At 46.7% G+C, this 14,443-nt stretch carries 13 protein-coding genes; all 13 read right to left on the reverse strand.

Annotated elements, in window-relative coordinates:
* Nucleotides 1–39: 39 nt before the first annotated feature.
* Complete coding sequence (locus QJS83_RS06025) at nucleotides 40–831, reverse strand: prepilin peptidase (protein WP_284608246.1); 792 nt, start codon at nucleotides 829–831, stop codon at nucleotides 40–42.
* The gene (locus QJS83_RS06030) at nucleotides 824–1,594 is read right to left on the reverse strand and encodes an ABC transporter permease (RefSeq protein ID WP_284608247.1); all 771 of its coding nucleotides are present in this window, start codon (nucleotides 1,592–1,594) and stop codon (nucleotides 824–826) included. The genes QJS83_RS06025 and QJS83_RS06030 overlap by 8 nt, the downstream gene beginning before the upstream one ends.
* A complete protein-coding gene (locus QJS83_RS06035; protein ID WP_284608248.1) occupies nucleotides 1,587–2,330 on the reverse strand; it encodes an ABC transporter ATP-binding protein in 744 nt (247 codons plus the stop codon). Before QJS83_RS06035 ends, QJS83_RS06030 begins: the two co-directional genes overlap by 8 nt.
* A 5-nt stretch (nucleotides 2,331–2,335) precedes the next feature.
* Nucleotides 2,336–3,229: a substrate-binding domain-containing protein gene (locus QJS83_RS06040; protein WP_284608249.1), complete on the reverse strand. Its 894-nt coding sequence runs from the start codon at nucleotides 3,227–3,229 to the stop codon at nucleotides 2,336–2,338.
* Nucleotides 3,226–6,420, reverse strand: coding sequence for a carbamoyl-phosphate synthase large subunit (gene carB / locus QJS83_RS06045; protein WP_284608250.1), 3,195 nt, complete (start codon nucleotides 6,418–6,420; stop codon nucleotides 3,226–3,228). Before carB ends, QJS83_RS06040 begins: the two co-directional genes overlap by 4 nt.
* A gap of 15 nt (nucleotides 6,421–6,435) precedes the next feature.
* On the reverse strand, nucleotides 6,436–7,083 hold the full coding sequence (locus QJS83_RS06050) for a DUF7986 domain-containing protein (RefSeq protein ID WP_284608251.1): 648 nt from the start codon (nucleotides 7,081–7,083) through the stop codon (nucleotides 6,436–6,438).
* A complete protein-coding gene (gene carA, locus QJS83_RS06055; RefSeq protein WP_284608252.1) occupies nucleotides 7,080–8,141 on the reverse strand; it encodes a glutamine-hydrolyzing carbamoyl-phosphate synthase small subunit in 1,062 nt (353 codons plus the stop codon). The genes QJS83_RS06050 and carA overlap by 4 nt, the downstream gene beginning before the upstream one ends.
* On the reverse strand, nucleotides 8,138–9,043 hold the full coding sequence (locus tag QJS83_RS06060; RefSeq protein WP_284608253.1) for an aspartate carbamoyltransferase catalytic subunit: 906 nt from the start codon (nucleotides 9,041–9,043) through the stop codon (nucleotides 8,138–8,140). The genes carA and QJS83_RS06060 overlap by 4 nt, the downstream gene beginning before the upstream one ends.
* Before the next feature lie 35 nt (nucleotides 9,044–9,078).
* Nucleotides 9,079–9,753: a signal peptidase I gene (gene lepB, locus QJS83_RS06065; protein ID WP_284608254.1), complete on the reverse strand. Its 675-nt coding sequence runs from the start codon at nucleotides 9,751–9,753 to the stop codon at nucleotides 9,079–9,081.
* A 56-nt stretch (nucleotides 9,754–9,809) separates the two neighbouring features.
* Nucleotides 9,810–10,514, reverse strand: coding sequence for a signal peptidase I (gene lepB, locus QJS83_RS06070; protein WP_284608255.1), 705 nt, complete (start codon nucleotides 10,512–10,514; stop codon nucleotides 9,810–9,812).
* Nucleotides 10,514–11,284: a signal peptidase I gene (lepB, locus tag QJS83_RS06075; protein WP_284608256.1), complete on the reverse strand. Its 771-nt coding sequence runs from the start codon at nucleotides 11,282–11,284 to the stop codon at nucleotides 10,514–10,516. The genes lepB (QJS83_RS06070) and lepB (QJS83_RS06075) overlap by 1 nt, the downstream gene beginning before the upstream one ends.
* A 42-nt stretch (nucleotides 11,285–11,326) precedes the next feature.
* A complete protein-coding gene (lepA, locus tag QJS83_RS06080; RefSeq protein ID WP_284608257.1) occupies nucleotides 11,327–13,126 on the reverse strand; it encodes a translation elongation factor 4 in 1,800 nt (599 codons plus the stop codon).
* Between the two features lie 89 nt (nucleotides 13,127–13,215).
* Complete coding sequence (gene metK, locus QJS83_RS06085) at nucleotides 13,216–14,379, reverse strand: methionine adenosyltransferase (protein WP_284608258.1); 1,164 nt, start codon at nucleotides 14,377–14,379, stop codon at nucleotides 13,216–13,218.
* Nucleotides 14,380–14,443: the final 64 nt, after the last annotated feature.

Here is a 14,443-nt window from a genome sequence, read left to right on the forward strand (position 1 = left end):
TCAAGGTATTTACAGGACCTTTGACTAGCAATTTCTGAATTAACTCAGACCCGGAAGGAACAGGTCCAGATACCAAAGCGCAATCGTCTCACCACCAAAAAGATACAAGACAGCGCCCAAAGCAAGGTAAGGACCGAAGGGGATCATCGTTTTCAAACCTTCTTTTTGCTTGCGAGCCGCGATCAAACCAACCACGGATCCGATCACTGCTGAGGACATGATGACAAATGGAATCGCCTTCCATCCCAAAACGGCGCCGATCCAGGCAAGGAGTTTGATATCTCCACCGCCCATTCCTTCGTTCTTCGTGAGAAGGTAGTAAACGTAAGCCATCCCCCAAAGAAACCCGCCCCCCATCAAAACTCCAAAGAGAGAATCCAAGAATTCTCTTTGCGGATTGAGGGCGGCTCCGATCAAACCAATCACGATTCCCGAAAGCGTGAACTCATCCGGCAAGATCATGTGATCGAGATCGATAAAGGTGCAAACAACCAAACCGAAAACGAAAAGCAAGTATTCCAGAAGTGTCCAAGAGATCCCGGCATAGTGGTAGCTCAAAGCAAAAAGGACTCCCGTTAGAATTTCAACCAACGGATAGCGAAAAGAAAATTTCGCGCCACAGTTGCGGCATTTCCCACGTAAAATGAACCAGCTAAAAATAGGAATATTGTCGTACCATTTGATTGGCGTCTTACAGCTGTAACAATAGCTGCGCGGTTTTACGACGCTCTCTTCACGAGGCAATCTATATATAATAACGTTCCCGAAGCTTCCGAAAATGGCGCCAAGAGCGAAGAAAAGGCCGTAAAAGAAAGTATCCAAATCAAACAATGTCTTTTCTCCTAAAGAAAAACTGGGTCAAAAGGATCAAAAGCAATCCCCAACCTACCATGTGAGCCAACATCCAACCGATATTTTCCGCCGGAATTCCATTTTCCAAGAAATAAGCCGACTTCCAATTCATGCGATAGAAATTCGGAGTGACCCAGTGAAAGATCTCAACAGCCTTGATAAAAACAGCTTCTTTGCTTTTCTCTGCAAAGAAAGCGAGGTCGCCCAGCCAATGTCCCAAAAGAAATACCATAAAGCCTGCGCCCAGAGCCAAAACAGGTCTCACGATCAAACTAAAGCAGATCACCCAACAAAGGATGATGGCGCTCTCAAACCACAAACTGAGGCAAATCTCGAAAAAAGAGAGCCAGAGCTGAGATTCTTTCCAAAGCCCCAGTAAAACCCATAATAAAATCGCCAAAGACGCGAGCAATAAAGTGTTCAAAGCCAGTACACCGAAAATCTTTCCGAGGATAAATTGCTCTCGGCTCACGGGACGGGAAAGAATCAAAAGGCACGTTTGTTTTTCAATTTCCTTCGCAAGAAGGTAGGCCCCGGAGAATAAGGAAACACCGAGGACCGCCACTTGAATCGCCAAGAAACCAAAATCAGTTAGAATTTTTCTTTGTTCAGCGAAAGACAAGGCTCCCAAAAGAAAACTTAGGCCCAAAAGAGCGATCGCGATCATTACGACCACAAGAAACATACGTTCACGCAACATCTCTCGCAATGTTGTTCGCGCCAAAGCCCACACCTTAGCCATGCGATTCCTCCCGTCCTTTAAGAACTGAGAAGGCCCGCTCTAAACTTTGGAATTCCGCCATAAACGAGCTCAAAACACCGTCATAAAGAATTTGCCCACGGTTGATTACGACGAGATGCGAACAAAGCTCTTCCATATCTTGCAAAAGATGGGAGCTAAAGAAGAGGCTCACGCCCCGTTTTTGTTCTTCACGCAGAATATCTTTCACCAAAGCGCGCCCATCGGGATCTAACCCCGACATCGGCTCATCAAGAATCAAAAGATCAGGACGCGTCAGAATTGCTTGCGCAATACCCACTCTTTGCAACATACCTTTGGAATAAGTTCTTAAGCGGCGGTCCTTGGCTTCCAGCAAATCCACTTTGCGAAGAGCCTCTTGGGCTCGCTCATAAAAGTCTTTCAAAGACGAACCGTAGCAAAGATTCCAATGCAGGCGTAAAAACTCCATGCCCGTTAAAAATTCATAGAGGTAAGGACGCTCAGGAAGATAGCCAATCCGTGTTTTACTTTCGCTGTCTAAAGGTTTTCCAAAGAAATGAATCCGCCCGCTATCAGGACGAATGAAATCGAAAATACACTTAATAGTCGTTGTTTTTCCCGCGCCGTTACTTCCGACAAATCCTGTCGTTTCGCCCTCGGGTAGCGCAAAGGTCACATCACGCAACACATGGCGGTCTTTTTCAAAAAGACCCCCTTTAAAGGTTTTGTTGAGTTTTTCGACTGTTAATACGGCCATGAAACCTAAGGCTTCAGCTCCAAATTCAGAGCCTTCACCATCTCCCTCACAGGATCATACTGTTTAGAAGTGGCAGGCATCAAGTCGCGAGAGCCTAAAATTTCAGAGTAAGTGTTCTTATTTTGTTCCTGCTCAAGAATATCAATCAAAGCAAACATCAAAGTATGCGTTGTCTTCGGATAAAGATCGTAGAAATCCTGACGAACACAGAAAGGGTCGTTGGGAATAGGCGCACTCATCCAAAGAATGCGGTATTTCATTTTTTTGTCCGTCGCGAATTTAATCCAGGCACCCTGCTCGCCTTTTTCGTCGTCACTAAATACCGCCGCTGCGTCCACCTTTTTTGCTTCTAAAAATTGAATCGACGCCTGGTGGTTTCCGGTAAAAGCCACTTCTTTAAAAGCTTTGTCAGAAAGACCTAGTTTTTGCAAAGCCACTTGCGGATAAAGATAGCCCGAAGAGGATTTATCATCGACAAACGCAATTCGTTTTCCCTTTAAATCTTTGAGTTTTTTAATGCCTGAATTTTTAGGCGTGATGATTGCTGAATAATAGTAAGGTTCGTGCCATACTTTTTTCAACAAGACCTTCGCGTTTGCCTGTTGTTCCGCAAACACATAAGTCAAAGAAGAGAAGAAAGCGAAATCCACCTTCTTTGTTTTCATCGCCTCAATCAGACCAGCATAGTTTTTTGAAATATAAATATTGACGGGAATGTTGAGTTTGCTTTGCAGTTCTTTTGCTAAAGCGAGACCTTGCTCTCGCAAGTTCTCGGGATTACCCCCAGGAATGACCCCGATTGTAATGGTCGGAGGAGTCGCCTCCGTACCATTTGAATCAGCAGCTTGTGTCGTTGAAAAAACAAGAAGAGTGATCAGTCCTAGAATGAGTTTTTTCAAAATTCCTCCATGGCCCCCAGAGCCTCGACTGATGATGACTCATTTCTTTGGTTTTTCAAAGCAAGAATAAAGGCTTCGGCCGCGTCACTTTCGGTGATGCATGGAATATTGTAGTCCGTGCAAGCTCGACGAATGTCGAAGCTCGCTTCGATGGCGCGTCGACCTGATGTCGTGTTGATGACAAAAGCCACTTCACCCGAACGAATTTTATCCACACAGTGCGGACGTCCTTCATCGACTTTTCTTAGCGACAGACAGTTCACACCACGCTCATTAAAGAACGACGCCGTCCCGGTTGTCGCCGACACTCCGTATCCCATTCTTTGCAACTCGCGCGCGAGTGGTAACATCGTTTCTTTGTCTTTATCGCGCAAAGAGAAGAAAACTTGCCCGATCTTTGGAAGTCTTATGTTACTTGCAAGAAAAGCTTTCGACAGAGCTTCGGAATAATCTTTTCCTCGGCCCATGCTTTCGCCGGTTGATTTCATCTCGGGCCCCAAGATTGAATCGGACTCTGAGAATTTTTTAAATGGGAACACAACACCTTTAACGGAAACGGACTTTGTGTTTCTCCATTGAAGGTTATCAAGCTTCAGATCTTTTTTCTTTTTGCCCAACATCGCAGCCACACCCAAATCGATGAGCGGAATGTTCGTGGCTTTGGCGACAAAAGGTACAGAGCGTGAGCTGCGCGGGTTGGCTTCCAGCATGTAAACGACGTCGTTTTTGACAGCCAACTGCAAGTTTAAGTGACCGATGACACCGATACGGTCCGCAAGACGTTGCGACAGTTCTTCGATGCGTACGCAGGTTTCAGGCTTCAAACGATGCGGAGGCAAAACCCCCATGGAATCCCCGGAATGAACACCGGCAGCCTCAATATGCTCAACCACGCCGCCGATCACTGTCCAGTCTTCGCCCCGAACGAGGTCCACATCGACCTCGAGAGCTCCGGCAAGAAATTGATCCATCAAACAAGGTTTGTCAGGGGCAATATAGTCCGCGTGTCTTTGGAAGTAGGAAAGCAACTCGTCGCGATTTTCGATCACTTCCATACGGCGACCGCCAAGAACATAGCTTGGACGGCAGATCATCGGATAACCGACTTGTGCTTCGTACTGAAGAGCCTCCATCAATGAACCGGCCATCGCTGAGTTCGGAATCGCAAAATTCAATTCGCGGCAGATTTTCGAGAAGAGGCCGCGGTCTTCCGCGAGGTCGATAGTTTCAAGCGAAGAGCCGAGAAGTTTGAAGCCCGCCTTCACCAAGTCCGGCGCCACGTTGATCGGAGTTTGCCCACCCAACTGTGCCACGAAACCCTGCGGCTTCATAAAACGCATAATTTCTATCAAACTTTCCGAAGTCAAAGGCTCAAAGAAAAGAACATCGGAGGTGTCATAGTCCGTCGAAACCGTTTCAGGATTCGAGTTCACCATAATCACTTTGCTACCGCTTTTTTGGAAAGCTTTCACTCCGCGCACACAGCTGTAATCGAATTCGATACCTTGTCCAATACGGTTCGGTCCGCTTCCGATGATGACTACTGCATTAGGAGCATTGACCGTCGCTGATTGTGTCGGCCAATAAGACGAGTAGAAATAAGGTGTGGAAGACTCGAACTCTCCGGCACAGGTATCGACTTGTTGATAGCGCGGGAAAACCTGAAGCTTTTCGCGCAAACCACAAATCTCTTTTTCTGTTTTGCCGACAAGAGCCGCAAGGCGCGCATCCGTAAATCCCTTGCGTTTTGCTGCCAACAAAAGTTCGGCATTATTTTCAGAGAATTCTTTCTTAAATTTTGTTTCAAATTTAATGAGCGCTTCAATGTGTTCAAGGAAATAAGGATTGATACGCGTGAGCTCCTCGATTTCCGCCACGGTTTTTCCGTCTCGGAAAGCCTGGAAGAGATGATAAATACGCTGACTGTTCGGATAAGAAATTTTTCCGGTCTCAAGTTCCACTTCCGAAATAGCCTGTGGATCTTTTTCCAAACTCGCCAAAGCCTTCATCAAAGACTCTTGCAAAGTCCGGCCAATTCCCATGACTTCGCCGACACTCTTCATTTGCGTCGTCAAAGAGTCTTTGGAACCCGGGAATTTTTCGAAGGCAAAACGCGGGATCTTCGTCACAACATAATCAAGTGCCGGCTCGTAACAAGACGGAGTGACTTTTGTGATGTCGTTTTGAAGTTCATCAAGACTATAGCCGATTGCCAACAACGCGGCGATCTTCGCAATGGGGAATCCCGTAGCTTTACTTGCCAATGCAGACGAACGGCTCACCCGCGGATTCATTTCGATGACAACACGCTCACGTGTCGTTGGATGAACGGCAAATTGAATGTTCGCACCGCCCGTTTGAATTCCGACTTCATTGATGATCTTGCAGGCCTCGTCGCGCATGAATTGATATTCACGATCACTCAAAGTTTGCTGAGGCGCCACTGTGATACTGTCCCCCGTGTGAACGCCGCAAGGATCCAGATTTTCGATCGAGCACACAACCACAAAAGTGCCTTTGTGATCGCGCATGACCTCAAGCTCGAACTCTTTCCAGCCAAGGATACTTTCTTCCACAAGAACTTCCGATGTCGGACTTTCGTGTAAAGCCCCCACAAGCATCTTCTTGTACTCTTCAGGAGAGTACGCAATGCCTCCTCCACCGCCGCCCAAGGTGTAATTTGGACGAAGGATCAACGGATAACCGAGTTCATCAGCCACTTGCAGACCGTGTTCATAAGTACGAACCAAATGACTTTTCGGATAGCGCGCACCGATTTTATCGAGGATGCCACGGAAGATTTCGCGATCTTCCCCCGCTTTGATAACGGTCGGCGTTGCGCCCAGCAATTGCACCTTATGTTTTTGCAAAATGCCTTTCGCATGAAGATCGAGCGCTAAGTTCAGCGCGGTCTGTCCCCCCAGAGTCGGGATCACAGCATCGGGCTTTTCTTTTTCAATGATTTTTTCAAGATAGTCGACCTTGAGAGGCTCCACGTACACGCGAGTGGCGATTTCAGGATCGGTCATGATCGTCGCCGGATTGGAGTTGACGAGAATAACTTCCAATCCCTCTTTCATTAGAGCTTTACAGGCTTGAGTGCCGGAGTAATCAAACTCACATGCTTGCCCGATTACGATAGGTCCAGATCCAATAATTAATACCCGTTTAATACTGGACGTTCGCGGCACTCTTTCCTCCTAATTTTAGATACCTAGCTTGCCCTCATTTGAATAAATCATTTCGGGCTTTACATGTTTATACTGCTCAAACTTGTAACGCATTTTAATCAAACGAAGCATCAAAAGATCCGGATCCAAATCCGGGTCTTTACGATGGCGTTTCACTTCGCTCAAAATAAACTTTTTCGCGCTTTCGGGATGGAAACAGAAACCCCGCGTGAAGACATAAGAGTCCCCGTGCGGAATCAAGCGCACTTCAAAAAGTTCATCGGGATCAAAACCAAAAACATAAGACGATTGCTTCACGATCAGTTTTTTGTTCGCAAGAAGGTCTTTAATATAAACGTCGCCGTTTTTAATTTTAATGAATTCAAAAATGGAATGGCGGTGCTGCTTTAAAACTTCGAGAGTTTTCAATTCTTCGTCAGAGAAACGCAATTCGCGCACCAAAAGACATGCATCCAAAGGCGTTTGTCCAAAACCCTTCAACTCACGCGTGAAAAAATACCAGTCATAAAACTGCGCCATGCGGGATTCATAATGCTCGGAGTTTTCATCCAAGGTCCCGGCATTTTCAAAGAACTCTTTTTTGGCCATGACCAATTCGTCTTTGAACGCGTCACTGACAAAGTGATTAAGAATTTTTTCTATGAGTTTTTCGTATTCGTTCATATCATCCGCTCAATAAAATAACTAAACAGCCCTTGCGCTTCATGCGGGCCTGGGCAACTTTCCGGATGATATTGTATTCCTAAATACTTCCTCTTTTCACTATAAAAACCTGCCACAGTGCCATCATTTAAATTTGTGTGCGTTACCGTCGCGTCGGCAGGCAAACTGCCCGCTTCCACAGCATATCCATGGTTTTGGCTACTTACGTAAATCTGATTAAGCAGGGTGTCGCGAATTGGGTGGTTACTGCCACGGTGGCCAAACTTTAATTTGTATGTCTTCGCACCTAATGCGAGCCCGAGGATTTGGTGCCCCATACAAATTCCAAAGATGGGTTTTACGCCCAAAAGCTCACGGACGGTTCCGGTGGCGACTTTGACGTCGGCAGGATCGCCGGGACCGTTCGTCAACATGATCCCGTCGGGATTGTACTCAAGAATGTCTTGAACACTGGAACGGCTGTTAAAAATTTTAATTTCTGAACAACGTTTTTCGAGCTCACGCAGAATGTTTTCTTTACAGCCAAAATCAAGAACTGCGATACGAGGACCAACCATGTTTTCACCACGGCGGACTTCTCCTTCTTTGCGCGAAGTCAGGTAAACCCAATCCATTTCCAGATTGTTTTTTTGAGATAACAAAGCTGCCGCCTTCTTGCGGGCCTCGGCTTCATCCGCCGCATTCACAAGAGCTCCCCACGGAGTCCCTTTACGCAAGCGCAATACTAAAGAGCGTGTATCGATTTCAGTTACAAGCGGAATTTTGTTTTCTGTAAGACGCTTTTTCCAAGCTTGATCGCGTTCCGTATCCTGAATTTCAAGACAGATGAAACCTTCAATCCATAGACGGCGGGATTCCCACACGGCGTCTTCGATGCCGTAATTTCCCTGCATCGGCGCAGTCATCACGACAATCTGTTTAAAATAAGACGGGTCGGTCGCGATCTCTTCGTAGCCAGAGTGCGAAGTATTGAAGACCACTTCACCAATGCGATCTTCACCGCCTTGCCAAAGGCCCGCATACACTTCACCTGTCTCTAGCACAAGAAAACCCTTCATGACTTCCCCTCTGTGACCGTCGTATAAATCAAACTTTGACGGATAAGCACTCCATTAGAAACTTGATCCAAAACTTGGCAGCGCGGATCCTGCAAAATCTCCGCATCCAGTTCCGTGCCTTGATTGATAGGCCCGGGATGCAGAATCAAAGATTGCGGTGCTAACGCCGCTAAGTTCTTTTTCGTAAATCCATATTTGTCGCGATAGTCCGCCAATGAAACTTGATGCTCATGGCGCTCGAGCTGTACACGCAAAGCCATCGCGACCGTTGCCCAAGATAATCCCTCTTGCAAAGAAGAGAAAATTTTCATGTCGGCTGTCTCTGGCAAAAATCCTCGCGGTCCACACAGAGCCACTTCGTAGCCCAGTTTTTTCGCCAACTCAAAGTGCGAAGCGGCCACGCGACTGTGACGAATATCTCCAACGATAAGCACTCGCTGCCCCTCGCACTTTCCCAAATGTTTGCGGATCGTGTAGGCATCTAAAAGAGCTTGTGTCGGATGACCCCGCTTCCCCCAGCCGGCATTCAGAATCGGCATTTTTACTTGTGCAGACAACGACGCCAAATCCAGACCGTCGCCACAGCGAATGACCAAAAATTCCGGATTCATCGCGGCCACGTTCAGAACAGTGTCTTCAAGTGTTTCGCCCTTTTCAAGGCTTGTTCCGGTTTTTCCCTCTATGAGAAGTGAGTAAATTCCCAAACGTGCACAGGCTGTTTCAAAGCTGAGGCGAGTTCTTGTACTAGCCTCAAAAAACAAAAGGGCTCCGGTTTTTCCGAAGCCCTCATAGTCCAACGACTTTTTAGCAGCGATATCGTCTGCCACAGAGAATAGAAAGTCGATTTTGTTTTTTTCAATGGAACTAAGATTAAGAAGAGATTTGTTTTGCCTAGATAACATCTAGAACCCAAGCCTATGGCTCGAGAGGCATGATGTCAATACACCGGAGAAAAAACTCGGTTCCAACGCACTGAAGGATACTGACCTCCGCCCCATTTCTTTTGCCAGTCGAGCGAAAGCCAAATTAAAACGACCCGGCCTACCACTTGAGCCATCGGAACCGTTCCCCAATAGCGCGAGTCGTCACTTGCGTCACGATTGTCCCCAAGAAGAAACACCTCCCCAGGAGGAACCACTAACGGACCGAAATCTTTATCTTCAGGATTTTTTTGGAAGATCACGCGCCATTTCGATTCCGGCGTAGACTCTTCAAAAATGTCGAAAAGCTCCGGATTCGGGTTGTCGCTGTTGTTGGCCATTTTCTCGTACTGCAAAGGCTCTTCGTTTAAAAACAAACGACCTTTGATAATTTGCACGCGATCGCCGGGCAAACCCACGACTCTTTTTACGTAAATGACAGAAGGCTGATTGGGATAACTGAAAACAACAACGTCACCTCTTTCAGGCATCGAAGCCGCTGCTTTTTTTTGTGAAAATGGCAGAGGAAAACCATAGGAAATACGCGAGGAAAAGATGAAGTCGCCAGGTTTCAACGTTGGCTGCATGGAGCCTGTCGGAACTTTATAAGCGGTGACAAGAAAATTTCGCACAAACAGAGCAAAAAGCACTGCCAAAACAAGAGTTGTGAAATATTCCCGCCAACGATTCATATACTAAGTTTAGGATGAAGTTTGCAAAGAAGGAAAGATAAATTCGACAGAGAATATTATTGCAACGATTGAAACAAACGATTGAAGCGGATCTGTGAAGGGTCGCAGACAAACGTCATCGTCGGCAAAGTGCTGTTACACGAAAGCCAGATGATCCATGCTCTTCCGACAAGGTAATCATTTTTTACGAAACCCCAATAACGCGAGTCACTCGATTGATCGCGGTTGTCACCCATGAAGAAGTACTGACCTTCAGGAACTTTGAAAGCTTCGACTTCACCGCTGTTTTCGTCAGAAAGAAAGCGCACGACATAAGAACGTTGTCCGTTATTTTCCGTGAAGTAGTTAAAACCTTTTTCATTCGCGGGATTTTCAAAGGATTGTAATTCCCACTTTTTTCCATTGACCGTCACACGGCCCGCTTTCACTTCCACTGTGTCACCGGGAAGCCCGATCAATCTCTTGATGTAATAGACGTCGGGATTTTCCGGATACTTAAAAACGACGACTTCGCCTCTTTCCGGCGTTTGCCATTGCAAAAGCCACTTGTTGCCAAAGGGAACATGCAAACCGTACGAGAATTTTTTTACGATAACGTGATCATGAATAAGAAGATTGGGAATCATACTTCCCGAGGGAATAACAAAGGGTTCAAACAGAGCCCAACGTACGCCCATCACCAGCAGAATGGGAAAAAGGAACGTTAGAATCGCCTGATTCCACGTTCCTTTTAAGCTGCGAGTTTCCTGATTTTCATTCATTAATTAACTGAATGGAAGAAACGTCCCCAACGGATCGTTAATGGATTGCACAGGAATGGCAATGCAGGAACAGTTTCTTCACAGCTCAACCACACAAACATCGCACGGCCCAAGATGTTTTGTTTTGGCAAGAATCCCCAAACACGGCCGTCGGAAGAATTCATACGGTTGTCACCCATCACGAAAAGATGATCGTCAGGAACAACCACCGGTCCGTAGGTTTCGTAGATGTCGCCTTTACGCAGAAGAATGGCGTGATTTTTTCCGCCAGGAAGCTCTTCTGTGAATTCAACATAGTTTTCTTTGTTGTCGTTGATGTTGCCGTCCCTTTGAAAATCCGCATCGCGCAACCACGCGAAATCATCCATGTTGGCAGGAACTTTCTTATCAACAGCTTTGTCGTTGATGTAAAGAGTTCCGTTTTCATAGTAAATCTTGTCGCCGGACTCACCCACGATACGCTTAATGAAGAACGTGCTCATGTCTTTAGGATATTTGAAAACGATCACTTCGCCGCGCTTAGGTTCATTGAATTTCACCAACCAGTTTTCGCTGAATGGAACGCGCAAACCGTAGGTTAATTTGTTCACAAAAATGTGATCATGAATCAACAAAGAAGGAAGCATCGATCCGGAAGGAATCACGTAAGCTTCGATAAAACCCCAGCGGATGAAAAGAGCGATGAACACCGCCAAAAACAGGGAACCCCATCCTTCGGTCCAAAAGTGCTTCGTTCTCCAGTTCCAGCCATTCTTTTTGTCGTTACTCATGCTGCGTCCTCCACATGGAAAAAGGTACCTGGTGCCTTTTTCCTAATCTTCCACTTTCAGGATTGCTAAAAAGGCTTCCTGAGGCACTTCGACATGGCCGATCGCCTTCATGCGCTTTTTACCCTCTTTTTGCTTCTCTAAAAGCTTACGCTTACGAGAAATATCACCACCATAACACTTCGCGGTCACGTCTTTTCTTATCGCACCCAATGTCTCACGCGCGATAATCTTAGCACCGATCGCGGCCTGAATTGCCACTTGGTATTGTTGGCGAGGGATAAGCTCTTTCATCTTTTCTGCCAACGCACGTCCGCGATTTTGCGCTTTCGATCTATGGACGATCAAAGAAAGGGCATCAATCGGCTCGCCGTTGATCAAAATATCCAGTTTTACAAGATCCGATTCTTCGAAACCGATGAATTCATATTCCAAAGAGGCATAGCCCTTAGAGATCGACTTCAAGCGGTCATAGAAATCCATGACCATTTCATTCATTGGCAACTTGTACTCAATGATGACTTTTTTGTCGGTCACGTATTCCATTTTCAGCTGAATACCACGCTTGTCTTCACAAAGCTTAAGGATGCCGCCGATATAATCGGTCGGAGTATGCAAAGTCACCTTCACGTAAGGCTCTTCAAACTTTGTAATTTGCGTTTCTGCCGGCATGCCCGAAGGATTTTCGAGCATGATCTCAGTGCCGTCTGTTTTCGTGATTCTATAAACAACCGTTGGCGCTGTTGTGATCAAGTCGAGATTGAATTCACGCTCCAAACGCTCTTGCACGATCTCCATGTGCAGAAGGCCCAAGAAACCGCAACGATAACCAAAGCCCAAGGCCGCTGACTTCTCGATTTCAAAAGTCAAAGAAGAGTCGTTCAGACAAAGCTTGTCCAAAGCGTCTTTCAGATTCTCGTATTCAGACGCAACCACCGGGAAGATCCCCGCGAAAACCATCGGCTTGATTCTTTGGAAACCTGCTAGAGGCTCCACGGCAGGATGTTTCGCCGACGTCACAGTGTCACCCACTTGCACGTCGCGAATGTCTTTAATACCGCAAATGATGAAACCCACTTCACCGGCCTCAAGAGTCTCTTGCATCGCCGGGAATGGTTTGTATTTACCCATGCGCAAAACTTCATAGTCACGGTCTGTTGCCATGAACTTGATTTTGTCGCCTTTTTTAATCACACCATCCATCACGCGCACAAGAACCACAACGCCTTGATAAGCGTCAAACCAAGAGTCAAAAATAAGCGCACGCGGAGTCAGACTGCGGTCTGCCTTTGGCGGCGGAACTTTTTCAACAATGGCCTCAAGAATATCCGTGATGCCGATTTTTTCTTTTGCCGACGCGTGAATGATACCTGTGCAGTCCAAACCCACTGTGTCTTCGATTTGTTTCGCGACACCTTCTGGATCTGCAGAAGGAAGATCGATTTTGTTCAAAACAGGAATGATCTCAAGATTGTTTTCAATCGCAAGATAGACGTTGGCCAAAGTTTGCGCCTCAACCCCTTGAGCCGCATCGACAACAAGAATCGCGCCTTCACACGCCGCCAAAGAACGAGAAACTTCGTAAGAAAAATCCACGTGCCCCGGGGTATCGATCAAGTTGATTTGGTACATGTTGCCGTCTTTGGATTTAAAATCCAAGCACACCGTCTGCGCCTTGATCGTGATTCCACGTTCACGCTCCAGCTCCATGTTATCAAGGAACTGATCTTTCTTTTCACGATCTGAAAGAGCCCCGGTTGCGGAAAGCAGTCCGTCCGCCAAAGTCGATTTACCGTGGTCGATATGAGCAATAATTGAGAAGTTTCTAATAAACTTTGGATCCATAGGCCTCTTTTTCCGTGCCGCCCATTATATAAAAGAAGCGCCGAGTTGCTAGAGACAACTCGGCGCAATGCTTAAGGTTTTGCCTAAATTTATGCCAAAGTCTTAACAGCGTCTTTAAGCTGGTCGACTTTGTTGAGTTTTTCCCAAGAGAAAGACTCTTCGTTACGGCCAAAGTGACCGTAAGCAGCCGTCGGGCTGTAAATCGGGCGCAAAAGATCGAGGTCTTTCGTAATACGCGCCGGACGCAAGTCGAAGACCTGACGAACTGCTTTTTCAAGAACTTCAGGACCTACTTTGCTTGTGCCGTAGTCATTCACCGTGATGCTCACAGGTTCTGCCACGCCAATCGCATAAGCCACTTGCACCAAACATCTTTCAGCCAAGCCGGCTCCCACGATGTTCTTAGCAATATGACGGGATGCGTAAGCCGCAGAGCGATCCACTTTCGAAGGATCTTTACCAGAGAAAGCGCCACCACCGTGAGCTCCGTGACCGCCGTAAGTATCAACGATGATCTTACGACCCGTCAAACCGGCGTCGCCCATAGGGCCGCCCGTGACGAAGCGACCTGTTGGGTTGATGAAGAACTTTGTTTTCGCATCAATCCAGTTTCCTGGGATGGATTTTTTGATCAGCTCTTCCGTAATGAATTCTTTAATCGTCGCATTCGATACGCTGTCAGAGTGCTGAGTGGAAATAACAACCGCATCAATACGTTTTGCAATGCCGTTTTCGTATTGCACAGTCACTTGTGATTTTGCATCGGGACGGAGCCAGTCTACTTTGTTGGCTTTACGAAGAGTCGCAAGATCTTTCACAAGCTTGTGCGACATCGCGATACTTAAAGGCATCAACTCTGGGGTTTCATTGACCGCGTAACCGAACATCAAACCTTGGTCGCCGGCGCCCTGGTCATCAGAAAGAGTTTCTTTCACGCCCACCGCGATATCAGGTGATTGCTGACCGACTGCGATCATAACGCCGCAAGTTTTGTAGTCGAAACCTTTGTCAGAGTGGTCATAACCAATACGCTTTACAACATCACGAGCGACTTCAGAGAAGTTTACTTTTGCAGAAGTTGTGATCTCACCAGCAACAACAACAAGACCTGTCGTCAGCATCGTCTCACAGGCAACGCGACCCTTTGGATCTTGCGCCAAGATAGCATCCAAAATGCCATCAGAGATTTGGTCCGCCATTTTGTCGGGATGACCTTCAGATACAGATTCGCTCGTAAAAAGGTAGTTTTTCACTGCTTTCGTTCCTCATTAGGAAAGGTGTTAATGAGCTCGGCCCAAGGTCTTCGATTATACCTTA

Origin of the sequence: Bdellovibrio sp. 22V (assembly GCF_030169785.1) — a bacterium.
Lineage (GTDB): Bacteria > Bdellovibrionota > Bdellovibrionia > Bdellovibrionales > Bdellovibrionaceae > Bdellovibrio.

Excerpts from the sequence above, each read along its gene's own strand:
- QJS83_RS06060 (WP_284608253.1), bottom strand. The coding sequence starts at position 9,043 with ATGTTATCTAGGCAAAACAAATCTCTTCTTAATCTTAGTTCCATTGAA.
- QJS83_RS06030 (WP_284608247.1), bottom strand. The coding sequence starts at position 1,594 with ATGGCTAAGGTGTGGGCTTTGGCGCGAACAACATTGCGAGAGATGTTG.
- lepB (WP_284608255.1), bottom strand. The coding sequence starts at position 10,514 with ATGAATGAAAATCAGGAAACTCGCAGCTTAAAAGGAACGTGGAATCAG.
- QJS83_RS06050 (WP_284608251.1), bottom strand. The coding sequence starts at position 7,083 with ATGAACGAATACGAAAAACTCATAGAAAAAATTCTTAATCACTTTGTC.
- QJS83_RS06035 (WP_284608248.1), bottom strand. The coding sequence starts at position 2,330 with ATGGCCGTATTAACAGTCGAAAAACTCAACAAAACCTTTAAAGGGGGT.
- lepB (WP_284608254.1), bottom strand. The coding sequence starts at position 9,753 with ATGAATCGTTGGCGGGAATATTTCACAACTCTTGTTTTGGCAGTGCTT.
- lepB (WP_284608256.1), bottom strand. The coding sequence starts at position 11,284 with ATGAGTAACGACAAAAAGAATGGCTGGAACTGGAGAACGAAGCACTTT.
- lepA (WP_284608257.1), bottom strand. The coding sequence starts at position 13,126 with ATGGATCCAAAGTTTATTAGAAACTTCTCAATTATTGCTCATATCGAC.
- carA (WP_284608252.1), bottom strand. The coding sequence starts at position 8,141 with ATGAAGGGTTTTCTTGTGCTAGAGACAGGTGAAGTGTATGCGGGCCTT.